Annotated in this window: 22 protein-coding genes and 1 pseudogene; 13 read left to right on the forward strand and 10 right to left on the reverse strand. The window is 40.3% G+C overall.

Annotated elements, in window-relative coordinates; all coding sequences use genetic code 11:
* Window positions 1-13 precede the first annotated feature (13 nt).
* Entirely contained in the window at window positions 14-748 is a 735-nt protein-coding gene (locus CF596_RS05110; RefSeq protein WP_004976677.1) for a histidine phosphatase family protein, read from the forward strand.
* A gap of 349 nt (window positions 749-1,097) precedes the next feature.
* Window positions 1,098-3,798, forward strand: a pseudogene (locus CF596_RS05115) (M66 family metalloprotease).
* Window positions 3,799-3,994: 196 nt separating this feature from the next.
* Here the strand turns inward: CF596_RS05115 and rpsT are convergent.
* Window positions 3,995-4,264 (reverse strand): 30S ribosomal protein S20, encoded by a 270-nt coding sequence (gene rpsT, locus CF596_RS05120; protein WP_004976669.1) that lies wholly within the window; start codon window positions 4,262-4,264, stop codon window positions 3,995-3,997.
* Between the two features lie 215 nt (window positions 4,265-4,479).
* On the opposite strand from rpsT, the gene CF596_RS05125 reads away from it, so the two are divergent.
* From CF596_RS05125 to CF596_RS05155, 7 genes are all read left to right on the forward strand, one after another.
* Window positions 4,480-5,145: an NAD(P)H-binding protein gene (locus CF596_RS05125; RefSeq protein ID WP_096901431.1), complete on the forward strand. Its 666-nt coding sequence runs from the start codon at window positions 4,480-4,482 to the stop codon at window positions 5,143-5,145.
* 12 nt (window positions 5,146-5,157) lie between these two features.
* Window positions 5,158-5,670: a ribonuclease E activity regulator RraA gene (gene rraA, locus CF596_RS05130; protein WP_004976667.1), complete on the forward strand. Its 513-nt coding sequence runs from the start codon at window positions 5,158-5,160 to the stop codon at window positions 5,668-5,670.
* Between the two features lie 53 nt (window positions 5,671-5,723).
* Window positions 5,724-6,503: a glutathione S-transferase N-terminal domain-containing protein gene (locus tag CF596_RS05135; RefSeq protein ID WP_096901432.1), complete on the forward strand. Its 780-nt coding sequence runs from the start codon at window positions 5,724-5,726 to the stop codon at window positions 6,501-6,503.
* 226 nt (window positions 6,504-6,729) lie between these two features.
* The gene (locus CF596_RS05140) at window positions 6,730-7,089 is read left to right on the forward strand and encodes a hypothetical protein (protein WP_096901433.1); all 360 of its coding nucleotides are present in this window, start codon (window positions 6,730-6,732) and stop codon (window positions 7,087-7,089) included.
* Between the two features lie 149 nt (window positions 7,090-7,238).
* Window positions 7,239-10,700: a transcription-repair coupling factor gene (gene mfd, locus CF596_RS05145; protein WP_096901434.1), complete on the forward strand. Its 3,462-nt coding sequence runs from the start codon at window positions 7,239-7,241 to the stop codon at window positions 10,698-10,700.
* A 208-nt stretch (window positions 10,701-10,908) separates the two neighbouring features.
* Window positions 10,909-11,343 (forward strand): HIT family protein, encoded by a 435-nt coding sequence (locus CF596_RS05150; RefSeq protein WP_004976660.1) that lies wholly within the window; start codon window positions 10,909-10,911, stop codon window positions 11,341-11,343.
* A gap of 60 nt (window positions 11,344-11,403) precedes the next feature.
* Complete coding sequence (locus CF596_RS05155) at window positions 11,404-12,891, forward strand: adenylate/guanylate cyclase domain-containing protein (protein ID WP_096901435.1); 1,488 nt, start codon at window positions 11,404-11,406, stop codon at window positions 12,889-12,891.
* Between the two features lie 122 nt (window positions 12,892-13,013).
* Here the strand turns inward: CF596_RS05155 and fdx are convergent, their stop codons facing one another.
* The 8 genes from fdx to CF596_RS05195 form a co-directional block, all read right to left on the reverse strand.
* Window positions 13,014-13,352 carry an ISC system 2Fe-2S type ferredoxin gene (fdx, locus tag CF596_RS05160; protein ID WP_004976656.1) on the reverse strand — a complete coding sequence of 113 codons (339 nt, stop codon included), beginning with the start codon at window positions 13,350-13,352 and terminating at the stop codon, window positions 13,014-13,016.
* Window positions 13,353-13,367: 15 nt separating this feature from the next.
* Window positions 13,368-15,227: a Fe-S protein assembly chaperone HscA gene (hscA, locus tag CF596_RS05165; protein WP_004976654.1), complete on the reverse strand. Its 1,860-nt coding sequence runs from the start codon at window positions 15,225-15,227 to the stop codon at window positions 13,368-13,370.
* Between the two features lie 45 nt (window positions 15,228-15,272).
* Window positions 15,273-15,788, reverse strand: coding sequence for a Fe-S protein assembly co-chaperone HscB (gene hscB / locus CF596_RS05170; RefSeq protein WP_096901436.1), 516 nt, complete (start codon window positions 15,786-15,788; stop codon window positions 15,273-15,275).
* 99 nt (window positions 15,789-15,887) lie between these two features.
* The gene (gene iscA, locus CF596_RS05175; protein WP_004976650.1) at window positions 15,888-16,208 is read right to left on the reverse strand and encodes an iron-sulfur cluster assembly protein IscA; all 321 of its coding nucleotides are present in this window, start codon (window positions 16,206-16,208) and stop codon (window positions 15,888-15,890) included.
* 36 nt (window positions 16,209-16,244) lie between these two features.
* Entirely contained in the window at window positions 16,245-16,631 is a 387-nt protein-coding gene (gene iscU / locus CF596_RS05180) for a Fe-S cluster assembly scaffold IscU (protein WP_004976649.1), read from the reverse strand.
* 104 nt (window positions 16,632-16,735) lie between these two features.
* Window positions 16,736-17,953, reverse strand: coding sequence for an IscS subfamily cysteine desulfurase (locus tag CF596_RS05185; RefSeq protein ID WP_096901437.1), 1,218 nt, complete (start codon window positions 17,951-17,953; stop codon window positions 16,736-16,738).
* A gap of 1 nt (window position 17,954) precedes the next feature.
* Complete coding sequence (locus CF596_RS05190) at window positions 17,955-18,428, reverse strand: Rrf2 family transcriptional regulator (protein WP_004976645.1); 474 nt, start codon at window positions 18,426-18,428, stop codon at window positions 17,955-17,957.
* 123 nt (window positions 18,429-18,551) lie between these two features.
* Window positions 18,552-19,199, reverse strand: a complete 648-nt coding sequence (locus tag CF596_RS05195; RefSeq protein WP_004976643.1) for a hypothetical protein — start codon at window positions 19,197-19,199, stop codon at window positions 18,552-18,554.
* Window positions 19,200-19,394: 195 nt separating this feature from the next.
* On the opposite strand from CF596_RS05195, the gene CF596_RS05200 reads away from it, so the two are divergent.
* From CF596_RS05200 to CF596_RS05210, 3 genes are all read left to right on the forward strand, one after another.
* Window positions 19,395-19,862 (forward strand): phasin family protein, encoded by a 468-nt coding sequence (locus CF596_RS05200; protein ID WP_096901438.1) that lies wholly within the window; start codon window positions 19,395-19,397, stop codon window positions 19,860-19,862.
* 223 nt (window positions 19,863-20,085) lie between these two features.
* On the forward strand, window positions 20,086-20,358 hold the full coding sequence (locus CF596_RS05205; protein WP_004976639.1) for an HU family DNA-binding protein: 273 nt from the start codon (window positions 20,086-20,088) through the stop codon (window positions 20,356-20,358).
* A 131-nt stretch (window positions 20,359-20,489) separates the two neighbouring features.
* Entirely contained in the window at window positions 20,490-22,361 is a 1,872-nt protein-coding gene (locus CF596_RS05210) for a SurA N-terminal domain-containing protein (protein WP_096901439.1), read from the forward strand.
* An 82-nt stretch (window positions 22,362-22,443) separates the two neighbouring features.
* Here the strand turns inward: CF596_RS05210 and CF596_RS05215 are convergent, their stop codons facing one another.
* Window positions 22,444-23,316, reverse strand: coding sequence for a DUF2797 domain-containing protein (locus tag CF596_RS05215; protein ID WP_096901440.1), 873 nt, complete (start codon window positions 23,314-23,316; stop codon window positions 22,444-22,446).
* Between the two features lie 34 nt (window positions 23,317-23,350).
* Here CF596_RS05215 and CF596_RS05220 point away from each other — a divergent pair, with 34 nt between their 5' ends.
* The gene (locus tag CF596_RS05220) at window positions 23,351-23,845 is read left to right on the forward strand and encodes a DUF6231 family protein (RefSeq protein ID WP_004976635.1); all 495 of its coding nucleotides are present in this window, start codon (window positions 23,351-23,353) and stop codon (window positions 23,843-23,845) included.
* The last annotated feature ends 60 nt before the right edge of the window (window positions 23,846-23,905 follow it).

Consider the following 23,905-nt stretch of genomic DNA (forward strand, 5'->3'; position numbering starts at 1 on the left):
TTTTGGCTAGATCATGGCATTAGAACTACTCCCTGCAAGTATGCTTAAAGCAATTGATTTATTGCCTGATGCTCAGACGCCTGTGACTTTGTTTACCCGTCATTCTATTCGTGAAATTGTCGTTGGTCAGGGTTTGGCTGGCTATAATTTACAATTGACCGAACAAGGTCGCGATTTAGCCGAAGCATGGGGAGGCTACTTGGTTGGAAATACAGATCGGGTGATTCAACACTGTATTTCAAGTCCTATTCAGCGTTGTGTCGATACGGCTGCTTTAATGATTCGTGGGGCAGATGGCATTACCCTCGAACCCAATACCCATCACATTGAAATTATAGAACAAGGTTTATTGGTGGAACCAGGAAGCTTTGTACTTGATATCAAACAGGCAGGCCCATATTTTCAGAAACAGGGTGCTTTAGGCTTTATTAATAGTTTTGTGAATAATGCCTTGCCCGGCATGAAACATCCGATTCATGGTGTCGTGGATGTCCTTGAGCTGATTTATAACACCCATCCAACCAACCAATACGGACTGAGTTTGGCTGTGAGTCATGATACGATTTTAGCTGCAATTATCGCGGTGATTTCTGGACGTAATGAAGTCACGCAAGCCGATTGGCCAGACATGATGGAAGGTTTATTCGTTTGGTTTGAAGGTGATGAGTTTTTAGAATCCAAGCTAAAATGGATTTGGCGCGGTCAGATTCACACTTTAGATATCTCGCAATTTCGTCAGAAAGTTTAAGCAGAAAATTGAACGCATATTCTAGTGCTATCCATTCAGTACGATAGAATACCGTCTGTCAGAAATTAAAAAAAATAATTCAAATTTTATTCTCTTTTTTTCCTTCATTTTATGCAGTTGTGAGCGCAAACTCGATCAAATATTGTCTATCAATCTGTGTGCTGCTTTAAAAATTCGCTGATTTTTATAAAGAAAAATTAATAAAATTGTGTTGAAAATATAAAGCGATATGAAACTTGAGAATTGCATAATTTTATACATCTATTTAATATAAAAATACAAGCCATTGAAAAATATGTGTTTATTTTTATATTTTTTGTCATAAATTGACATTGGGGTGGAATAAATAATGAAAAGTGTGACTCGGTTTTCGCTTAGTCTATTAAGTGTATGTATATTATCATCCATGCTTGCTGCATGTGGTGGTGGTGGCGATGGGGAGGCCGCTGGGAATTCAAATCAAGAAAATCCAACACCATTGGAAACTCCTCAGCAACCACCTGTGGGTAATGTGGCTAATCCTTACCCTGAACCTACACAAGATGTCATCAATCAATCGGCACTTGGGTTTTATGATTACAACGCCAATTCTGAATCACGTGAAGTGCGTAATGATTTAGAAGGTGATTTTCAGGCAATGATTCAATTTGCTCAAGGGCATGTGGTTGATCCGAATGGTAACGAGGCGAAAAAAATGCCACGTTTGACCGCAGAAAAAGAAGCATTATTATTGGTTACACCAAATCAGGGCATGGACAATATCGACACTTTGCAGCTTGAAGTGTATCAAAATGAACGCTTGTTACGTCGTGTTGCTTTACTTGATCCAACCCAGATTCCTGCTTCAGACCAGAGCAATCAAGATGGTCGTGCTGAGGTGTTGTATAGTAAGCGTGCGTGGTCGGCTAAATTAAATTGGGATGAAGTACGTCCCGGTTTAAAGCTGCGTTTGGTCGATTCTAAAAACCGTACTGGTGCACTCGAAGCAGAAAAAATTGATTTTGCCGCACCGGGTGAATTGGTACTCAATAATATTCGTATCGGTCTACTAACTGCACCACCGAAATCGGGCGGGCATTATATGTTATTAGAGCCTGAAAAAGCGGGTACCGATTATTTCCAAACCATTCCTGCGGCACAAATGACCGTGGCAAAATATGATGACATTCAGCTAGATCGAGTGATGGTCGCCAACGGCACGATTTACGATACCCAAAGTGCGGGTGAAGGTGGTGTCTATTCGGGGGACATGCGGGAAAATACTGCAAAATCGACCTTTAGTGTGGGAATTAACTTAGCCAACTGGGGTGTGACCAGTGCCTCTATGCAAAGTCAGCAACAGCCACAACTTACACAAACTGTAATTGCCCATCATGCACGAGGTAAATATACAAATGGTGATCAAACTCATGGTTTAAGTGGCGGTAATGGTATGTTGACCCTGTATGATTCTGTGGGCAACGAGTTTAGCCATGAAATTGGGCATCATTATGGTCTTGGGCATTATCTGGGTTCACAAGGTGAAAATATGTTCTGGGCTGCACACCATGCAGACAGCGGTTGGGGCTATATTGCGTATCGTAATAAAATGCGTGGCAACTTGGCGTAGCATACTCGAAACTTGGGTGATGGCAAAAATGGTGTGCCTAACTTCCTGAAACAATATGCTTATGGTTGGGATGCGATGTCAGGTGGTGCAATCAACAGTAGCATTTCGCGTTATACCCATTACACGGGTTACAGTACCCATATTCGGATTCAACCCCCACTTTGGGGCGCGACATGTTTGGGATGAAAGCTCACCAAGTGGTTATAAAATTTGGAATAAAGACACACGCCAAATGGAAGTGGTTTATCCAAAAGTACCAAGCTCCAATCAGGTTTGGTACAACAGTGCCGATGGATATTATTTAAAACCGCGCTTATTTGGTGTGCCTGTAATTACTATTATTGGCGGATATGATCCTGAAACTCAGCAAGGTGTGTTGTATCCTGCTGCACGCAGTAACTGGGGTAATGTTTATAATTTACCTGCGGCAAATCGTGCTGCTGAAAATGCCGCATGTTGGTTAGATGTTCAATATGCCAATCGTAATCAGAACGTGGCATTGGCACCTAACCGTATGACCAGCAATGCCAATAAACTGCATGTCAATTTAGCACTTGCTGAGCAGCCAAAACAGGTGAATTTATACTGTAAAAAAGCCAATCATGCCGAGAAGTTATTATCGACACTGAATATTCCGCAATATAGCGATAGTATTCAACCTGCGGTAAAAATTGGTCGTACACATGGCTATGAAGCTTTAAGAAAAGTTGAAATGCCTGATTTTCAGAAGCAGTTGGAAGCGCAAGCCAGTCAAGCTGTGGTGGCTTTAAAACCTGCTGCACAACTATTGTATGATTCTTATGCAGATTATCGTCAAGAGCTAAGTGCAACTGCACAGCAACAATTACAGCGTTATGAACAACAGCAAAATACGATTTATCGTTTAAACCGCTGGATGAATGTTTATCGTGCCGATTTAGAAAAGACTAAGCCTGAAGCGGAAACAGCATTGCACAATTTTGTGGAGCGATTGGGTTTAGGCAATGAAAATATTGTGGCTGAAGCAACACTAATGAAAAACAGAAATAACTGTTTGAAAGTTGAAACTTTGGCGAGTGGTCAGAAAAATGCTTACATTAGTGGAGCAAGTGGCTGTACAGGCGATGCAACTGAGCAGTGGATTTATGATGGTTTGGGGCGTATTCACAGCAAAGCAGAAATGGATCAGTGCTTAACTAACAACGGCAATGTGGTCTCACTTGCAAGCTGCAGTACATCTAAAGACAGTCAGGTCTGGGAAATGCACACAGCTTCGGGAACGATTCGTCAGGGGAGTCAGTGTTTTGATTTAGAGCATGGCTACCTAAAAGAAAACCGCGCGCGTTTAATTCGTTATGGTTGCACAGGTGGTGCGAATCAGCAATGGACGCAATTAAAGGCTAATAACAGTTTGCAACTGGCTTATTTAAGTCCACAAAATTTACGACTGATGCTGAAATAATTCCTCGTCTGAATTATTCATCTTCATTAATTTAAAACACCTTTTGACCAGTTCAGGAGGTGTTTTTTATTTTATGGTGGCAGGTGTATTTGAAGTGATGTAATTGGCGTGCAGAAACTAAAGATTGCTTAATTTGATAAATTATCGAAACAGCAGGCACAAAAAAAGCCCTTAACGGGCTTCTTTTGTTTAACACTTAGTTAGAAGCTAAAGCTTTAACTTGAGCGTTTAAACGGCTCTTATGACGAGCTGCTTTGTTCTTATGGATGATGCCTTTATCAGCCATACGGTCAATTACTGGAACAGCTTTTTTGTAAGCTTCAGTAGCAACCGCATAATCACCTGCAGCAATAGCAGCGATTGTGCGTTTTAAATAAGTACGAACCATAGAACGTAAGCTTGCGTTGTGTTTACGTGCTTTAACGTTTTGACGAGCACGTTTTCTAGCTTGAGCAGAGTTTGCCACTCGTGCACTCCTTGAAATAGATTGGTCTGGGCGGGCTGCAATTACTTCCGAAAACCAACATCAGAAGAATTATCACCAGCCCGTAAACAAGTGCCATATTTTGATGAAACTAGACAGTTAAGTCAAGTCTTGACATGCTTTGACAACATTTTAGCTGCAGAAAAATCAGAAAGAAACAGGTAGATTAGCTTTAAGCCTAAGAGATTGTTTAAAAAATGACAAATTCTATTCAAAATGCAATTGTAATTGGTGGGAATGGTTTAGTTGGGCAGCAATTGGTCAAACAGCTTAATCAGCTGCCTGAATGTAAAAATATCACCGTTGTTTTGCGTAGACCTTGCTCGGAATTAAATCGCTTAGAAAAAGTCCAGACGTTACTCCTCGAAGACTTTTTATTGCTCAATGATGAAGATGTGAGCGGTTATAGTCATGCATTCAGTTGTTTAGGCACAACCTTAAAAAAGGTAGGCTCAAAGCAGGGATTTTATGCTGTGGACTATACCATCAATGCACATTTTGCCGAATTATTGCAGGCGAAGGGTACGCATTACATATTGGTCAGTGCTTTGGGAGCAGAAGCCAAATCAGCCGTATTTTATAATCGTGTCAAAGGTGAGCTAGAACAATATATTAAAAGTTTGGATTTAGACAAAGTATCAATTTTGCGTCCATCTTTATTATTGGGTGAGCGCAACGAACAACGGCGTTTAGAAGATTTAGGACAAAAGCTGTATCTTAAAATATCACGATTTATTCCCGATCATTTTACATATAAGCCAGTAAGTGCTACGCAAGTGGCTCATACTATGGTCGAGGCAGCGCAATCGCAAATTCATAAATTCCAAATTTATGATAATTTACAAATACAAAAAACCAAGTAAAAGGGGAACAACGTGTCTACAGTACCATTCGTAACTTGTGACTTATTAGATGACCATCCAGAACATGACCTTCAAGTGGTGATTCCATCTTTGGATGGCAAATTTTTCAAAAGTTACGGTGCACGTAAAACTTTTGGCGGTCAAATTGTGACTGTAAAGTGCTTTGAAGATAACTCGCGTGTAAAAGAGTTGTTGGCAACCGATGGCACGGGCAAAGTTTTGGTGGTAGATGGTGGGGCATCTATGCGCTGTGCCTTAATGGGGGACTTGATTGCTGAATCTGCAGTGAAAAATCACTGGAATGGCGTGATTATTTACGGCTGTGTACGTGATGTCGATGCAATTGCAGCACTTGATTTAGGCGTACATGCTTTGGCTTCAATTCCACAAAAAAGTAACCGCAAAGGCGTGGGTGAAGTAGATGTGAGTTTGCATTTTGGACAAGTCACTTTTAATTCGGGCGATTATGTCTATGCCGATAACAACGGTATTATTGTGGCAAAGGAAAAATTGGTCGATTTATAAGCGGTTTGATGGCACAGCCATCAAATTGCTGAGCACATCACAAGGAAAACAAAATGGTGCATCATCAAATTAAAGTCATTCAGGCAATGGCATCTATGCTTACCGAAGGTGGGCGCGGTGTGAATGGGACAGCATTTCCCAAGCAACCCGAAAAAGCCTTAAAGTTATATGAGTTTGAAGGTTCACCATTTTGCCGTCGTGTACGCGAAGTCATGACCTTGTTAAATTTGGATTATGAGGTTTATCCATGCCCCAAAGGCGGCACAAAATATCGACCTTTGGTGAAACAACTGGGTGGTAAAACTCAGTTTCCATTTTTAATTGATGAAAATACAGGTGATCAGCTCTATGAATCACAGCAGATCATTCATCATTTATTCAAACATTATGGCAAAAGTGGAAAAACGCCAAAAAAATACGCGCATTTTCCTAAAATTCCTTATGTTGCACTTGCAGGCACGTTATTGAATGGTGCACGTGGTGTGTGGATTAACCAGAAAATTGTAGAGCGCGCTGCACCTGAACAACTGATTGAACTGTGGGGTTTTGAGGGAAGTCCTTATACACGTGTAGTACGTGGTGTATTGACTGAACTGGAGTTGCCATTCAAATTTCATAATGTAGCCAAAGAGCGTTGGCAAGATCAAGGCTTGGCAAAATTACGTTTAAAACCGGGTAAATATGTGCCACTGGCAGGTGGTAAGCGTGAGCAGGTATTAAAAGTTATGGGTGATAATATTCAAGTCCCATTTTTAATCGATCCAAATACCCAGACTCAGCTTTTTGAATCAGCTAAGATTGTGAAGTATTTACAGCAAACTTATGGCAAATAAGCTTTAAGTCATTTTTTGATTGTTATAAAAGCATCTTCAAGATGCTTTTTTGCATTTGGCAGGATGCAAAATATGCATCATTATAAATAGCCTAAGCAAAGTGGGGTTGAAACACTGACTTATAACATCAGGGGAGCATAAATCACCCTGATCAGTTGCATCTATTTTAGTGAAGCATTTAAACTCTGCAGCATTCACTTTGATTTCGCCAATTTATAGGTTCAAAATGTTCAGCAAACTTACAGGGTTGTTTAAAAATAAAGCCAATCTCGAAGAAATTGCCTATTTAGAAGCACAGAATATTCAATGGGATGCGGAACAAGGCTATATGGTCGATGGTATTGTGCTTAATGATATTTTGGCAGAGCGTTTAAATTATTTATCCAACCGCCGTATGCAGCAGTTTGATGATTTGGCACAATTGTATTCTACAGCCATGATTATCAATGAAAAAATTGATCTGGAAATTGCGCAACAGCGTTTTAATACAATGCTCGGTAATACCGAAGAAAACTTACTGGAATTTAAAGCGATTGTGAAAAAATTGAATGATTATTATCAACAGTTTTTACGCGATCAAAAGTAAAGAGGCGTGTGTATCAAACTTTAAAGCTCGCTGTTTTATAAAATTTTGCAATTAAATACGCTGTAATGGTCGATGAAAAAAATTACGTAAAACCGTCAATTCATCGTGCTAGTATAAGCCCATGTTGTTTAGACCCTAAAGCTATATACATGTTCCAACACGAAATTTCCCAACTCAATTTCGCACAACTGAAAGCTGGCGAAAAACGCTGGATTGGTAATCTACAAGGTTCTGCCGCAGCATTATTATTTAAAGAAATTGGTCAGCAGAATCAGCATTTATTTGTGATTGTCGCGCGCAATCAACAACATTTGGCGCAGTTAGAAAGCGAATTAGAATTTTACGGGGTAAAACCGACTATTTTCCCCGATTGGGAAATTTTGCCTTATGACCGCTTGTCACCGCATCAAGATATTGTGTCGGAGCGTTTGGCGATTTTATCCAATATGCCGCAGCAAGGTGTATTGTTGGTTTCGGCAACCACTTTGGCACAACGTGTTGCACCAACCTCATGGGTGTTAGGCGAGCATTTCGATATTCGTGTTGGGCAAAAGTTTGCTTTGGAACAACAAAAACAGCGTTTGGTACAAGCAGGCTATCATCTGGTCGATACAGTCTATGATCATGGTGAGTTTGCTGTGCGTGGCAGTATTATGGATATTTATGCTTCGGGACAGGAAGCACCCATCCGTATTGATTTATTTGATGATGAAGTTGAAACCTTAAAGTTTTTTGATCCAGAAACGCAGCGTACCACCCAAAGTTTGCAGAATTTTACGGTTTTACCCGCCAAAGAATTTCCATTAAAAGAAGGTCGTGCGATTTTCCGTGACCGCTATGCAGAAAGTTTCCCAACGGCAAACCCGAAAAAGAACCCTGTGTATCAAGATGTGTTAGAAGGCATTGCATCGCCTGGTTTAGAGTTTTATTTTCCGTTATTCTTCACTCAAGCACAGCTTGAAGGTCAAAATACATTACTTTCATACTTACCAAAGCATTGCATTGTCATTACAGATAAGGCGGTGGATGACTGTTTAACTCAATTTTGGAAAGATGTGCTGTATCGTTATGAGGACAGACGTCATAACATCGACCAGCCGATTTTGCCGCCTGAGCAATTATTCCTACAACCAAATCAATTATTAGAACAACTGAATCAATTTGGACGTGTGATTGCATCGCCCGAAGCTTTTGAGCAAAAAGCAGGTGTAGTGAACTTAAGCACACTTGTACCACCACGTTTGGCGGTTGATCCTAAACAAGAACAACCCTTTCATGCCGTTAAGCAATATATTGATGCGGCCAATCATCCTGTTTTATTGGTGGCAGAAAGTGCAGGTCGTCGTGAAACCTTAAAAGATGCGTTGCGTGCCGCTTTGGGTGAAATTCCACAAGTGGAGAGTTTTGAGGCATTTCAGCAGTCTTTACAAGCCATTGCGATTACCAATGCACCTTTAGATCGCGGCTTGGTCATTCAAGATCAATTGAGTGTAATCTCAGAAAATCAGTTGTATGAACATCGTGTGGTGCAGCGCCGTCGTAAACGTCAGCAGGAAGTTTCTGAAGAGTTTTTAATTCGCAGTTTGACCGAGTTAAGCATTGGTGCACCTGTGGTACATATTGATTATGGCGTAGGGCGTTATGCAGGTTTAATTACTTTAAATATTGATGAGCAAGAGCATGAGTTTTTACAACTTGATTATGCCGATGCTGCAAAAGTGTATGTACCTGTTACCAATTTGCATTTAATCAGCCGTTATAGCGGTGGTGATCCAGACCTTGCGCCTTTGCATAAATTAGGCACAGATGCATGGAATAAAGCCAAACGCAAAGCGTTGGAACAAATTCACGATGTGGCAGCAGAATTACTGCATATTCAGGCACGTCGTCAATCTAAACCGGGTTTTGCTTTTGAGTTGGATCATAGTCTTTATATGCAATTTGCCAGTGGCTTTGCTTATGAAGAAACCCTAGACCAAGCCAATGCAATTGAAGCGACTTTACATGACATGCAACTGGCAAAACCAATGGATCGTTTGGTCTGTGGTGATGTTGGTTTTGGTAAAACCGAAGTCGCCATGCGGGCTGCATTTGTCGCGGTACAGAATAATAAACAAGTCGCGGTATTGGTTCCGACCACATTGTTGGCACAACAGCATTATGAATCTTTTAAAGACCGTTTTGCCGACTGGCCTGTGCGTATTGAAGTCTTATCGCGTTTTGGTTCAAGCAAATCTCATCAAAAAACCATTGAAGATTTAGCTGAAGGCAAAGTCGATATTGTGATTGGGACGCACAAAATTCTGCAAGAAAATATTCAGTTCAAGCAGTTGGGTTTAATGATTGTCGATGAAGAACATCGTTTTGGGGTGCGTGACAAAGAACGTATTAAAGCGCTGCGCGCCGATGTGGATATGCTGACTTTAACCGCAACGCCAATTCCACGTACCTTAAATATGGCATTTAGCGGTATGCGCGATTTATCCATTATTGCCACACCACCTGCACGCCGTTTAGCGGTCAAAACCTTTGTGCAAGAGCATACAGGCGATACGGTGAAAGAAGCCATTTTACGTGAATTGTTACGTGGTGGTCAGGTGTATTTCCTGCATAATGAAGTGGAAACCATTGAGCGTAGTGCTGAAACCATTCGTGAATTGGTACCAGAAGCGCGGGTTGCAGTTGCGCATGGGCAAATGCGCGAGCGTGAATTAGAGCAAGTCATGCAGCAGTTTTATCATAAAGAATATAACGTGTTGGTTTGCTCAACCATTATTGAAACAGGGATTGATGTTCCAAATGCCAATACCATTTTAATTGAACGTGCAGATAAACTCGGATTGGCGCAGTTGCACCAACTACGTGGTCGTGTTGGACGTTCGCATCACCAAGCTTATGCGTATTTGCTGGTACCTTCCATTAAGGGCTTAAAAGGCGATGCTGAAAAACGCTTGGATGCGATTCAGCGTGCCTCAACTTTGGGTGCAGGTTTTATGCTGGCAACCGAAGACTTGGAAATTCGTGGTGCGGGCGAATTACTGGGTGAGCAACAAAGCGGTTCAATGCAAGCTATTGGTTATAGCCTGTATATGGAAATGCTGGAAAAAGCCACCAAAGCCATTCAAAAGGGTAAAACTCCTAACTTCGATGCGCCATTGTCTTTAACTGCGGAAATCAACCTGCACATGCCTGCTTTAATTCCAGATGATTATTTGGGCGATGTGCATCAGCGCTTATTGTTCTACAAACGCATTAGTAATACCGATACTCAAGAAAAGCTTGATCATATCCGTATGGAGTTGATTGACCGTTTTGGTATTCCACCACAAGCGGTGAAACAATTATTTGCTGTACATCAACTGCGTTTAAAAGCAGAGCAGTTGGGCATCACTAAAATTGATATTGGTACAAATGGCGGTCATATCGAATTTTCACCAGATACACCTGTGCAAGCCATGAGCATCATTCAAATGATGCAAAAACATCCGACCTATTTCCGTATGGATGGTGGACAGCGTTTAAAAGTGATGGTGATGTTGGAGGAAGCTGAAAAGCGGATTCAATTTATTGCCGATCTATTAAACAGCCTGCTAAAAACTTTGCACAGCTGAGTTTAAAAATGCAAATTGATCCAAATATCATATCGGTAAATTTATGAATATTTTCTAAGAAACCACTGATTCTATAATGAATATTATTCATGATGAATTTGGTTAAAATTGCACTTTATTTACATCGAAACATGATGGGAATCATACTCAGTTCACTAGGGATGTGATAGTATTACCCATCATTACAATTTGCGTCATTTATAAAGATATGTTTAGTTTGCATCCACAACTTGCTCAAGATACTTTTTTTGTAGGCGACTTTCCTCTGTCAACATGTCGTTTAATGAATGATATGCAATTCCCTTGGTTAATTCTAATTCCACGTGTGCCAGGGGTTACAGAACTATACGAATTAAGCCAGGCAGACCAAGAACAATTTTTACGTGAATCTAGCTGGTTATCTAGCCAATTATCACGTGTATTCCGTGCCGATAAAATGAATGTGGCGGCTTTAGGTAATATGGTTCCACAATTGCATTTTCATCACGTCGTGCGTTATCAAAATGATGTGGCTTGGCCTAAACCAGTTTGGGGTACGCCAGCTGTACCATACAGCAATGAAGTTTTGGCTCACATGCGTCAAACCTTGATGCTTGCTCTGCGTGGTCAAGGCGATATGCCATTTGACTGGCGAATGGATTAATTGAAATGAATTGCCACGCAGGATGCGTGGCTTTTTAATCCTAGATTGGAGTAGGCCGCGGTGTTCATGTACAATTGGATGGAAAGAGATCCCAAACAATTCGAATTTCTGCATCGTTTAGTCGGGTATGCAAGTTTATCCCTGATTATGGTGGTCTATCACTACACCTACGCCGATACCAATTATCAAATTTACCTTCCGTTTTTTCTTACTTTTTTATTACTGATAATTCCTAAATTTTCGCGTTGGCTGCAATATAAATATAGTCATCAAGCCAAGCGTAATATCCTGTTTATTATTGATATTGTGGTAGTCGCAGTATGTTTGTCTGCGGTACATCTGAATTTGGTACTTACTTTTGCCGCTTTATTTGCGCTGCTATATACCGCCATTTATATTAAAGTTTCTTTCTTTTTGGTGGCATCGGCATCCTTATTGGCGGTCACAGTTTTTTATTTTTGTAATATTTTTATTTTTGGTTTTAACGAATATTTTGAACAAAGCAGTACCGAACTTACGATTTTAGCCTTTTTATGTATGATCTTTTACTTTGGCATGGGCAGTGCCTATCAGGCACGTCGTATCCGCTATACCACGGCAAAGAAAGACCATTACTACACACAAATGAACCGCTATATGGAATTTGCGAATCAGCTTAGTCGCTATGCACCTTTGCAGTTGTGGCAATCGATTATGAAAGGTGAGTCGGAAGCGAAAATTGAATATAAACGTAAAAAAATGACGATTTTCTTTTCTGATATTCAAGGCTTTACTGAACTTTCTGAAACACTAATTCCAGATGATTTAGCATTCCTGCTCAATGATTATTTAAGCCACATGACCGAAATTGCCAAGCAATATGAAGCGACGGTGGATAAGTTTATGGGTGATGCGATTTTAATTTTCTTTGGTGATCCAAATACGCAAGGTGTTGAACAAGATGCTAAAACTTGTGTAGAGATGGCTATTGCGATGCGTCAGCAAATGAAATTGTTACGCGAACGTTGGGTCAAAATGGGCTATCCGCCTTTACATATTCGTATGGGTATCAGTACAGGATATTGCCACGTTGGGAACTACGGTGCAGCACATCGGATGGCATATACCATTGTTGGGCGTGATGCTAACTTAGCTGCGCGTTTGCAAAGTGCGGCCGAAGTTGATGAAATTTTACTTTCAGATGACACTTATAAACTGATTAAAAATGATTATTTGTGTGCTCCGAAAGCACCGATCTTTTTAAAGGGGATTCAAGGTCCTGTAAAAACTTGGCAAGTGATGGAAAAATATGCGGCCAGCAAGTCGGATTATCAGCGTTGGTTTGACTACGAATATAAAGGTTTTCATTTGTTGCTTAATTTGGATGAAGTGCAGAATTTTGAATATCCTGAGCTAATTACCGTATTAGAAAAAATGATTAAAAGAATTCAAACGCAGCAAAAGCTGACCAACTCACAGGGCATTGTAAAACTTAATCTTGAAGATGAAGTGATTGAACATCCACCTGTTGAAGAAATTGCCAAAACTCATATTCCTGAAAAACACTAAAATTTTTCTTATAATGTAGATCTCGTTTAACTTTTAAATCCTCAAAAATTTTAAATCTAAAGTTGTGCAATAAAAAAAACTGCGCCGTAGCGCAGTTTTTTAGAATTAGCATCATTTTATGATTAATGATTTTCTGAAGCATGGTTAATGGTGTATTTTGGAATTTCGACTTCCAAGTCTTCATTGACCACTTTAACCTGACAAGATAAGCGTGAATCAGGCTCTAAACCCCAAGCACGGTCTAATAAGTCAGCTTCAACATCATCCATTTCTTCTAGGCTGTCAAAGCCTTTACGAACAACAACGTGGCAAGTGGTACATGCACAAGACATATCGCAAGCATGTTCAATTTTAATGCCATTTTCAAGTAAGCTTTCGCATAAGTTGGCATTTTGTTCGACTTCAAACTCAGCACCTTCTGGGCAGAATTGCGCATGTGGAAGTACTTTAATACGTGGCATAATCTTTACCTTAAATTAGTTTGAGTTTGACCAGTCGTCGAGTTTAGTGCCTTTAAGTGCTGTATCAATATGTTGATTCATACGAATTGCAGCAAAAGCATCACTGTGTATTTTAAGCTGTTCAACAGCATGTTCAATGGCTTTAATGTCTTGTCCAGTCAATTCGGCTTCCAACTGCGCTTTGGCAGTATTTAAAGCTTCTAATTGTTCTGGGCTTAATAGTTGTGCATCTACTTTTAAGGCTTGTTGTAAAGCTTCAAGTTCACGTTGTGCTTCAACTTTGGTTTCATGCAAATGACGCAATTGCTTGTCTTCTTCTGCATATTTGAAACCATCTAGCAGCAAACGCTCGGTATCTGCTTCAGATAAACCATAAGATGGCTTGATGTCGATATTTGCAGTCACACCAGAAGTGGTTTCTTTAGCAGAAACACTGAGCAAGCCATCAGCATCGACTTGGAACGTAACTTCAATGCGTGCCTGACCCGCAGTCATTGGTGGAATACCGTGTAGCACAAAACGACCTAAGCTACGACAATGTTCTACCAAATCACGCTCACCTTGTACCACATGAATCAACATGGCAGATTGGCCATCTTGATAAGTGGTAAATTCTTGGCGACGTGCTACAGGAATTGCAGTATTGCGTGAAATTAAGCGTTCCACCAAACCGCCCATGGTTTCTAAACCCAAAGACAGTGGGGTAACGTCTAATAGCAACGAACCATCTTTGCTGTTACCAATTAGTTGATTGGCGGTAATTGATGCACCAATTGCAACCACTTCATCTGGGTTAATTGTGCATAATGGTTCTTGATTAAATACTTCACGAACAGCTTTTTGCACGGCATAAGAACGTGTTGAACCACCAACTAAAACTACATTTTGAATGTCATCTAGGTCAAGTTTGGCATCGCGTAATACACGTTTGCATACACTAATGGTTTTATCTAAAGCAACCTGAATAATACTTTCAAAGTTTGCGCGGTCTAATTGCAGCGTGTGCTCTAACAGTTTTAATTCAACACTTTCTGCATTGCTGAGCGCTTCTTTGGCTTTACGTGCAGACACAATAAAGTGTGCATATTCTGCATCATCTAAACTTTCAATATTCAGCTGTTTTTTTGCCCATTTTACAATCAGACGATCTAAGTCATCACCACCTAAAGCAGTGTGGCCGCCTGTGGCTAAAACTTCAAAAACACCTTGAGAGAAACGTAAAATAGAAACGTCAAACGTACCACCGCCCAAGTCGTAAATCACATAGTTACGGTCTTGAGCCAAGTTGGTGTCTTGATCTAAACCGTAGGCAACCGCTGCTGCAGTCGGTTCATTCAATAAACGCAATACTTTTAAACCTGCAAGCTCGGCAGCGTCACGTGTGGCTTGGCGTTGAGCTTCATCAAAATAAGCAGGAACAGTAATCACTGCACCATTTACAGGGTTTTGTAAGCTGGCTTCTGCGCGGTCTTTGAGTTGTTTAAGTAATTCTGCCGAAATTTCAACAGGTGTTTTACGGCCTTGAGCTGTTTCAAAAGCAGGCATTTGATTGTCTTCACCCACTAACGTGTATGGATGTTGAAATTTAATGTCCGCTTTAGAACGACCCATAAAACGCTTGACTGAAACAATCGTGTTTTTAGGGTCTGTAGTAATAAATGGCGCAGCAGCATTGCCATAATGTGTATTTTGCTCTGCATAATGGACGATAGAAGGCAGTAGCACGCGACCTTGCTCATCATGCAAGACTTTGGCTTTACCAGAAAGAACTGTGGCAACCAATGAATGAGTGGTGCCTAAGTCAATGCCAATCGCAATGCGATGTTCATGCGGTGCACTTGATTGACCTGGTTCTGCAATTTGCAAGAGCGCCATTATGTAAAATCCTTTGCCCGTTAAATATTAAAATACAAACTAAAATTAAAAATCATCGTCTAAATCAAAACTGTCATCATCAAGGAAACGATCTTCAGCTTTGTCTAGGTCAGCCATAACTTTCATGAAAAAGCGTAATTTACGCACAGTGTCACGCGCTTCTGCCCAATCTTCTTCGGCATAGTCAATTTTAAATTCACGGACTAAGCCATCAACCCATTGTTGTACTTCAACCTTTAATGACTGTAAGTCATCGGCACAGTTGGCATCATCCAATTGCTCACGAATTTCCAAGGCATCTTGTAAAAATTCAAAGTCATGGATGGATTGATCGAGATGATAATCTTGCTTTTTCAATGAGAGTAAATATGCAGCACGACTGTCTATCGCAGAGAGTTGTTTAAACGCCTGATTAATTTTACTAGATTTAATCAAGGCTTGATCTTTGTCTTCGGCTTTGTCGGGGTGATATTGCTGCTGTAGCTTTAAAAATTCAGCTTTTAAAGTAGCGAAATCAATATCGAGTGCAACAGGAAGATTAAACAACTCAAAATGATTCATGGGAGATGGAATCCGCGATTAGTGTGCAAAATTGGCTGCATAAATGCAATTAAAACAGTGTATTGTACACTGTTTTAAGCTAAAAAGAGGGAGGTGGCATTATACCGTGAACGATTCACCGCAGCCACATTCACCTTTTTTATTGGGGTTGTTAAACTCGAAACCTTCGTTTAAACCATTTTTGACATAGTCCATTTCCATGCCATCTAGGTAAACTAGGCTTTTCGGATCAACGAAAACTTTAACACCAAACTGTTCAAACATTTGGTCGTGCGTATCGACTTCATCTACAAATTCGAGTACATAAGCCAAACCAGAACAGCCTGAAGTTTTCACACCAACGCGAATACCTTGACCCTTACCGCGATTCTTTAAGTAATTGCTGATATGAGTTGCAGCATTTTCAGTTAAATTGATCATGAAAACTCCGTTTGTTTTTCCACAAAACTTAGCAAATTAAGCTTTGGTCTTTTTGCTGCGATAGTCTTCTACAGCAGCTTTAATTGCATCTTCTGCCAATACAGAGCAGTGTACTTTCACTGGTGGAAGGGCAAGTTCGGTAGCAATATCAATGTTCTTGATCGCTTGTGCTTCATCTAAAGTTTTACCTTTAAGCCACTCAGTAACCAAAGAACTAGAAGCAATGGCAGAACCACAACCATAAGTTTTGAAACGTGCTTCTTCAATCACGCCTTCGTCATTCACTTGAATTTGCAGACGCATTACATCGCCACATGCAGGTGCGCCCACCATACCTGTACCAACGTTTTCAGCATTTTTGTCTAAAACGCCAACATTACGAGGGTTTTCGTAATGATCAATTACTTTATCGCTATAAGCCATGTCGCTTCTCCAAACCTCGGGGTCAGCCTTAATATAAATATGGGGGTGAAATTACCTTTATCAATCTAATGGCTTCCTGTCAAAGCCATTAGATTTGGGATGAATTAGTGTTCAGTCCATTCTACTTTAGAAAGGTCAATCCCTTCTTTATACATATCCCAAAGCGGTGAAAGTTCACGTAACTTTTCAACAGCAGCTTTAGTCACAGTTAGGACATGATCAATATCTTCTTCAGTGGTGTATGTACCAAAACTGAAACGAATTGAGCTGTGTGCAAGTTCGTCTGAAAGACCTAGTGCACGTAATACATAAGATGGCTCTAAAGTCGCTGAAGTACACGCAGAACCTGAAGATACCGCAGCATCTTTAAGAGACATCATTAAAGATTCACCTTCAACAAAGTTGAAGCTGACGTTTAAATAGTTGGCTACGTTTAGTGTTGGGTGACCATTCAGGAAAACTTGTTCCATGGTGTTCAAGCCATTCCAAAGTTTGTCGCGCAATACACGTAAACGGGCTTGTTCAGAAGCCAAGTTTTTGCCTGCAAGTTCAAATGCTTCGCCCATACCTACAATTTGGTGGGTTGCAAGTGTGCCTGAACGCATGCCACGCTCATGACCGCCACCATGCATTTGTGCTTTTAAGCGTACGCGTGGACTGCGGCGTACAAATAGCGCACCAATACCTTTAGGGCCATAGATTTTGTGTGCAGAGAAGCTCATTAAGTCTACTTTTAAGGTAGATAAATCAATTTCTACCTTACCTGCAGCTTGCGCAGCATCAACGTGGAAGAAGATTTTTTTGGCACGGGTGATTTCGCCAATTGCAGCGACATCGGTAATCGTACCAATTTCGTTATTGACCATCATCAACGACACTAAAATTGTGTCTGGACGAATTGCCGCTTCAACCATTTCAGGTGTAATTAAACCTGTTTGTGGTTGTGGCTCTAAGTACGTGATTTCAAAACCTTCAGATTCAAGCTCACGGCAGGTATCTAAAATGGCTTTGTGTTCAATTTTAGAGGTAATAATGTGTTTGCCTTTAGACGAATAGAATTGTGCTACGCCTTTTAGTGCAAGGTTATCTGATTCTGTTGCACCAGAAGTCCACACGATTTCACGTGGGTCTGCTTTGATCAAGTTCGCAACTTGTTCACGTGCATATTCAACTTTTTCTTCTGCTTGCCAGCCATAAGCGTGCGAACGAGAAGCGGCATTACCGAAAGTCCCATCAAAAGTCAGGCACTCCATCATGCGTTCTGCAACTTGAGGATCTACAGGAGTGGTTGCTGCGTAGTCAAGATAAATTGGACGTTTCATGTCAAATACCTGTAACCGATAACAGAGCTGAATCAAACGGTGCTGTGTTCTGGCGAATGGCAACAGTTTGTACGTTGTCACGCGCAACTAAATCAGCAAGTGAGATTTTAGCGAGATAGTCGGCAATATGATGGGAGAGTTCCTGCCATAAGTCGTGAGTCAAGCACATTGCACCATTTTGACAGTTGCCTTTATGGTCGCAACGCGTTGCATCAACAGTTTCGTTTACGGCTTCAATGATTTCTAGCACAGTGATTTCATTTGCACTACGTGCTAAATGGTAACCACCGTTAGCACCGCGAACACTAGACACTAAGCCGTGGCGCTTAAGTTTTGCGAATAACTGCTCAAGATAAGCAACAGAAATAGTTTGACGGGCTGCAATTTCAGCAAGCGTGATCGTTTGTTCAGTTGGCTGCAAAGCTAAATCAAGTAGAGCAGTCACTGCGTAGCGACCGCGAGTTGTTAAGCGCATGATTCGATACACATGATTAGACTAGATATGGGTATTCTATGAATCCCGACTAAATTAGTCAAGTATTTTATTGTGATATTGTGCGCGAGGATTTACGCTGTTTTTCTTGATATTTTAATGCGTTTAAACGATCCATAAATTATACACTAATAACGTAATTAATAGTACTGTTATTACACCAAAGACGATGTTAATGCGCTTTTGACGACGTTCAATCCGACGAATACGGTTTTTATGCTGTTTAAGCTCAACTTGTAGGGTGTTGATCTTAGAGCGTTGTTCATCAATTTTGTCTAAAAGTGGGGCAATGCGCTTTTTAGAACCAATCACTTCTTGTTCTTGCGGTGCTTCTTTCAGCCATTGTTTCCAGTCAGCTAAAACTTTGGGTGCACTAAAATGCAAAATTAGATCACGAAACTCATCTTTAAGGGTAATGTCACCATCTATACGCATGTGTTTAATACTGCGACGATTACCTAAAATAAAGATTTTAAATAAATCTATGAGGGTGGTGCGCACATCTAAATCGACAGCTTGTTCAGGTGCTTTGCTGTCAAATAAGATGCCGTTTGGATTGAATTCCACGTAAATGTCGAAATAAGGAATATAGCTATTAATTTTAATGGTGATTTTCTGGTCGACAAACTTTTTAGCCTGCAAAGCGACCACACGATCATGTTTTAGAATAAAGCTAAAAATTGTTTCCAGCACAATCATGAGCATGGTCAGCAACAAATGTGGATTACTTTGTCTTTGTTGCGAATCACTCATAAAATCAAGTCCCTAAATCTAAAGTTGAATTCCTTGTTTTGCGCTTCGTTGAGAATACATTCTAAGAAGCGCAGCGAATAATCTTGCTTTGTAGAACAGTTTAGCAAAACGATCAAGTATTTAATTTGCTATTATGAAAGCATTTTGTAGGTTTATTACATTTATGTGCGCATAAAATAAGCAGGAGAGAGGTTCATGGAAAAAACGACGGATAGCGTAGAAGAGCATTTGCTTGAATCAGAAACCACATTGAAAAATAAAGATAAATTACGCTCAGGACGTAAATCATCACTCGATTTTCGTAAATATACCAAGCAAATTTGGCTAGCAGGTTTAGGTGCATTTTCACGCGCAGAAGAAGAAGGCAATAAATTGTTTGACTCTCTGGTCAAGGTGGGTGAGGAATTAGAATCTAAAACTACAGAAATTGCCGATCAAACAGTTGAAAAAGTGTCTGAAAAAGCCAAAGAGTCGGTCATTGATACTAAAGATAAAGTTGAGCGTTTAATTGACCATAGCGTCAATCATTCTTTAAATAGAATTGGCTTGGTGACAGCAAAAGACCTACAACATTTAGAGCAATTGGTACTGCAATTACATGCCAAAGTCGATACGTTGATTGAAGAAAATAAACAATTAAAAGAAGATGTCGCGAAAAAGTAATTCTGTGCAAAGGGGGCTTAAAGTATGTTGCTTTATTATACATCGGGTATTTTAGGGCAAAACTGAATAGAGGCTAATAGTTCCATCGTTTTACCATTTATTTTGCATAAAAGCGTGCAGGGAGTATTGCTTTTACCCTCAAAGCATTGCTATAAAGGCGTTACGGTAATTTAAATTAAATCTCTGGACCTTAAATAAACGATATTAAGAGGACGTAATTTTCATGAATAAATCAGAATTAATCGATGCAATTGCAGAGAAAGGGGGGTTGTCTAAGACTGATGCAGGTAAGGCCTTAGACGCAACAATTGCTTCTATTACTGAAGCGCTTAAAGCGGGTGATACTGTAACCCTCGTTGGTTTTGGTACATTTAATGTGAAAGAGCGTGCTGCTCGCACAGGTCGTAACCCACAAACAGGTGCTACACTTGAAATTAAAGCAAGCAAAGTACCAAGCTTTAAAGCGGGTAAAGGTTTAAAAGATTCAGTAGCATAATCTTTTAAAATGCCAAGAAAGCGCGCCAATTGGCGCGTTTTTTATTAATAATGTCAATAAACGGCTTCAACGCATTCATTCGTTGAAGGTTTTCAGTTAAAATCTCGCACAAATAAAATATTGGAATACTTATGGAATCTTTTCGTAAAGTTATTAAGGGTTGGTTGGGCAAAGTTTTGCTCGTCTTGTTCTTGACCCCTTTAGCACTTGTAGGTATTGAAGGATATTTTAGTGGAGGTCAGTCTGAAGACACTGCACAAACAGTCAATGGTCAGCAAATTTCAAAACGAGAATTAGATAATCTGACCAATTCCTTGAAAGAACAATACTTGGCCTATACCAATGGTGATGAAACACTATTGAATCAAAATTATATTCAAAACAAAGCCAAAGATACGTTGGTTGCACGTACCTTGTTATTACAACAAGCTGAGAAATTAGGGATTTCTTTGAGCGATGCACAAATTGAACAAATGATTGCACAGCAACCGAATTTCCAACAAGATGGCAAGTTTTCTGAAAGCTTGTATGCGAACTATCTGCAATCTGTAGGCATGACCAATCAGGCGCTTGTGGCAAATTTACGCCAAGACCATGCGTTAAAAATGCTGAGTGCTAGCTTTACCGATTATGCTTTAGTTAGCCCGTCTGATATTCAGCAAATTGCCAATTTACAAACCCAGCAACGTACTTTGCATTTATCTAGCATTAAGTTAGATGACTACAAGAAAAACATCATCACAAATGCACAAGAGATTGCTGCGTATTATGAACAGCACGCCAATGCCTTTAAACAGGTTGCTAGCGTTGATGTCGATTACATTGTGGTGACTCCAGCCAATATTGCACCTGCAAATACGGCTGTCACTGACGCAGAGTTACAACAGGCTTATCAAAAGTTTGTCGAAACTCAAAAAGGTGCTGCTGTACCGACAGTGAAACATATTTTAATCACCACCGATGCGCGTGATGATGCCGCAGCTAAAAAACTTGCAGAGCAAGCCGCAGCTGAAATTAAGCAAGGTACAAGCTTTACTGCAGCTGCACAAAAGTATTCGGATGATCCTGAGTCTAAAGCCAAAGGTGGTGAGGTTGCAGGTTATGAAGCAGGCGTATTTGGCGATGCCTTTGACAAAGCCGTGGGTAGCTTAAAATCTGGTGAAGTATCACAGCCGATTAAAACTCAATATGGCTATCATGTGATTCAAACAGAAGGTGCTACAGTTCAAGTCCCTGCGTTTGAAACTCAAAAAGCACGTTTAATGGCAGAGTTGCAAAAAGCCAAAACTGAAAATGCGTATACCGATACCATCAACAGCTTAAATGAATTGGTGGTGAGTAGTGATGCTTTAGATGTTGTGGCAGAAGAAGTGAAAACGGCCAAAGTCGAATCTGTTAATGGTTTAACTTTGGCGGCGCAGCATCCTGTTTTAAGCCAGCCATCTGTCAAAGTTAAATTGTTTAATGATGATGTGAAAAATGGCGATCGCAACGCATCGAGTAACATTACTTTAGCCAATGGCGATGTGGTATGGGTGAAAGTGCGTAATTACCATGCCGCAGGTGTGCAAACTTTAGAAGAAGCAACACCCCGCGTAAAAGCTAAACTGATTGAGAAAAAAGCCTTTGATGCAGCGAAAAAAGATATTCAAGCTGCGTTGGATGCCTTTAAAACTCAACCTGCAGCGACCGTTTTGGCGAAAAACCAAATCCGTTTTGAAAATGCAGGCACATTCACCCGTGCAGATGGTTTGTTAAAGCGTGAAATTGAACGTGCTGCATTTAGTGTGCTTGCGCCTAAAGATGGTATGTGGTCAGTAACAACAGCATCTATACCAAATGAATTGGTGGTGGTAGCTGTATCAAATGTAAACGATACTACATCGAATGCTTTAACGCCTGAGCAACTGAAAGAGTTAGCGCAGTTGTATCAACAATTACGTGCTCAACAAGAGCTAGATGACTATACGGAATATTTGAAATCGAAAGCGAAAATCAAATAAGTGATGAACATCTACAAAAAAACCAGCAAATTTGCTGGTTTTTTTGTGCATCTAATAATGATTAAGTAAGCAGTTTCAAGATTTATTCAGCGCGAATTTTTAGCTCATAACCTGTGTATTTACGAATGTTGATGACACCTGTATCCAAGATTAAATATTGCCCTTTAATTCCTTGCAGTTTGCCGCGAATAATTGGGGTTTTATCTAAGTTATGCGATTTAATTTTCTCAGGATACTGTTCTACAGGATAAACAAATTCACGCGGAAGTTCCTGATCTAAAAGCTCTACCGTTTCGTTGAATTCAAGGTTTTGACTAAACTCATCACGAATGGTCTGAATTTTAGGTGCAAACTCTTCAATCAGTTGTTCACGCACTTCAACTAGGTTTAAAGGCTCTGCTTCGCCTTTGAGTAGTTTGCGCCAGTCGGTTTTATCTGCGACTTGTGTACCAAACATAACTTCCAATTGCCCAGATAAACGGCGTGAGCCGACTTTCATAATTGGCAAGGCTTGAGTTGCGCCCTGATCTAGCCAACGTGTTGGCATTTGACCTAAACGGGTGATTCCCACTTTTAAAGCACTTGAATTGGCTAAATATACGATGTGCGGTTGAAAGCAGACTTCTTGAGCAAAACTATCTTCACGACAGGTACCTAAATGATAGTGACAGGTCTCAGGCTTCATGATGCACATATCGCAAGATGCTTTGGTTTTAAAACACTTGAAACAATGTCCTTGCGAATAGGATTTTGGTGTTTTCACACCACAAGAAACACAATAAATATTGCCCGTCCATTCCAGTTCAAGTTCTTGCCCAAGCTGAAAAGGCAGGTCAATTTCTGCACGGTCTAGAATAAATTTATATTCAACATTTGCCTTGTGTACCTGTTCATCAGTTACACTATGGTCCTTAAGACCTGCGTGCATTTTATGGCAAATGCCTTGTAGTTCCATAAGAATACTCTCTCGAAAATGAAGGAATGCAGTGATGGCTGAAATGCGTTTAATTCAAGCATTAATTGATGATTTATCTCAACAACAGCCAATTTCTACTGCATTGTGTATAGGGCAAAATATTGAAGCAAGCCCGAAGTATAACAATCAAGCGGCTGATGAGCAGCCAACTATCCAATGGCAGTATTTTAGCGCATTGGCATTTTTAAATCTGCCTTTTACCCAACGTTTTGATTTGGCAGTTGTATTTTTAGATGCTGCCGATTTTGCTGCGCAGACACCACAACACACCTCGCAAATTTTGGTAAAGCTACGTGATTTATTGGCAAAGCGTATTGTGGTAATTGCTGCACGTGAAGATGAGCAATTGCTTAGAGCACTTGGTTTTACGCAATTGATTGAACATCGCTTTGAGCAGCATCATTTGTGCTTATGGCAATTTAATATTTTGACTTATAAGCACGTGCCTGATTGGTTTAATTCTAAGTTTTGGGCAAACCCTGAAAATTGGGATAAATTCCGCTGGTAAGTGCTGAATTACGATCACAAAATTCTAATAATGATAATTAATTCACATAAATTTAGGATA

Origin of the sequence: Acinetobacter sp. YT-02 (assembly GCF_002412355.1) — a bacterium.
GTDB classification, from domain to species: Bacteria; Pseudomonadota; Gammaproteobacteria; order Pseudomonadales; family Moraxellaceae; genus Acinetobacter; species Acinetobacter towneri.

What these genes read in the sequence shown, in the direction of transcription:
- CF596_RS05195 (WP_004976643.1), bottom strand. Translation starts at nt 19,199, where the DNA reads ATGAGTGATTCGCAACAAAGACAAAGTAATCCACATTTGTTGCTGACC.
- CF596_RS05140 (WP_096901433.1), top strand. Translation starts at nt 6,730, where the DNA reads ATGTTCAGCAAACTTACAGGGTTGTTTAAAAATAAAGCCAATCTCGAA.
- fdx (WP_004976656.1), bottom strand. Translation starts at nt 13,352, where the DNA reads ATGCCACGTATTAAAGTACTTCCACATGCGCAATTCTGCCCAGAAGGT.
- hscB (WP_096901436.1), bottom strand. Translation starts at nt 15,788, where the DNA reads ATGAATCATTTTGAGTTGTTTAATCTTCCTGTTGCACTCGATATTGAT.
- CF596_RS05135 (WP_096901432.1), top strand. Translation starts at nt 5,724, where the DNA reads ATGGTGCATCATCAAATTAAAGTCATTCAGGCAATGGCATCTATGCTT.
- mfd (WP_096901434.1), top strand. Translation starts at nt 7,239, where the DNA reads ATGTTCCAACACGAAATTTCCCAACTCAATTTCGCACAACTGAAAGCT.
- CF596_RS05185 (WP_096901437.1), bottom strand. Translation starts at nt 17,953, where the DNA reads ATGAAACGTCCAATTTATCTTGACTACGCAGCAACCACTCCTGTAGAT.
- CF596_RS05220 (WP_004976635.1), top strand. Translation starts at nt 23,351, where the DNA reads ATGGCTGAAATGCGTTTAATTCAAGCATTAATTGATGATTTATCTCAA.
- CF596_RS05110 (WP_004976677.1), top strand. Translation starts at nt 14, where the DNA reads ATGGCATTAGAACTACTCCCTGCAAGTATGCTTAAAGCAATTGATTTA.
- iscA (WP_004976650.1), bottom strand. Translation starts at nt 16,208, where the DNA reads ATGATCAATTTAACTGAAAATGCTGCAACTCATATCAGCAATTACTTA.
- CF596_RS05210 (WP_096901439.1), top strand. Translation starts at nt 20,490, where the DNA reads ATGGAATCTTTTCGTAAAGTTATTAAGGGTTGGTTGGGCAAAGTTTTG.
- iscU (WP_004976649.1), bottom strand. Translation starts at nt 16,631, where the DNA reads ATGGCTTATAGCGATAAAGTAATTGATCATTACGAAAACCCTCGTAAT.
- CF596_RS05190 (WP_004976645.1), bottom strand. Translation starts at nt 18,428, where the DNA reads ATGCGCTTAACAACTCGCGGTCGCTACGCAGTGACTGCTCTACTTGAT.
- CF596_RS05205 (WP_004976639.1), top strand. Translation starts at nt 20,086, where the DNA reads ATGAATAAATCAGAATTAATCGATGCAATTGCAGAGAAAGGGGGGTTG.
- CF596_RS05200 (WP_096901438.1), top strand. Translation starts at nt 19,395, where the DNA reads ATGGAAAAAACGACGGATAGCGTAGAAGAGCATTTGCTTGAATCAGAA.
- CF596_RS05125 (WP_096901431.1), top strand. Translation starts at nt 4,480, where the DNA reads ATGACAAATTCTATTCAAAATGCAATTGTAATTGGTGGGAATGGTTTA.
- hscA (WP_004976654.1), bottom strand. Translation starts at nt 15,227, where the DNA reads ATGGCGCTCTTGCAAATTGCAGAACCAGGTCAATCAAGTGCACCGCAT.
- CF596_RS05215 (WP_096901440.1), bottom strand. Translation starts at nt 23,316, where the DNA reads ATGGAACTACAAGGCATTTGCCATAAAATGCACGCAGGTCTTAAGGAC.
- CF596_RS05150 (WP_004976660.1), top strand. Translation starts at nt 10,909, where the DNA reads ATGTTTAGTTTGCATCCACAACTTGCTCAAGATACTTTTTTTGTAGGC.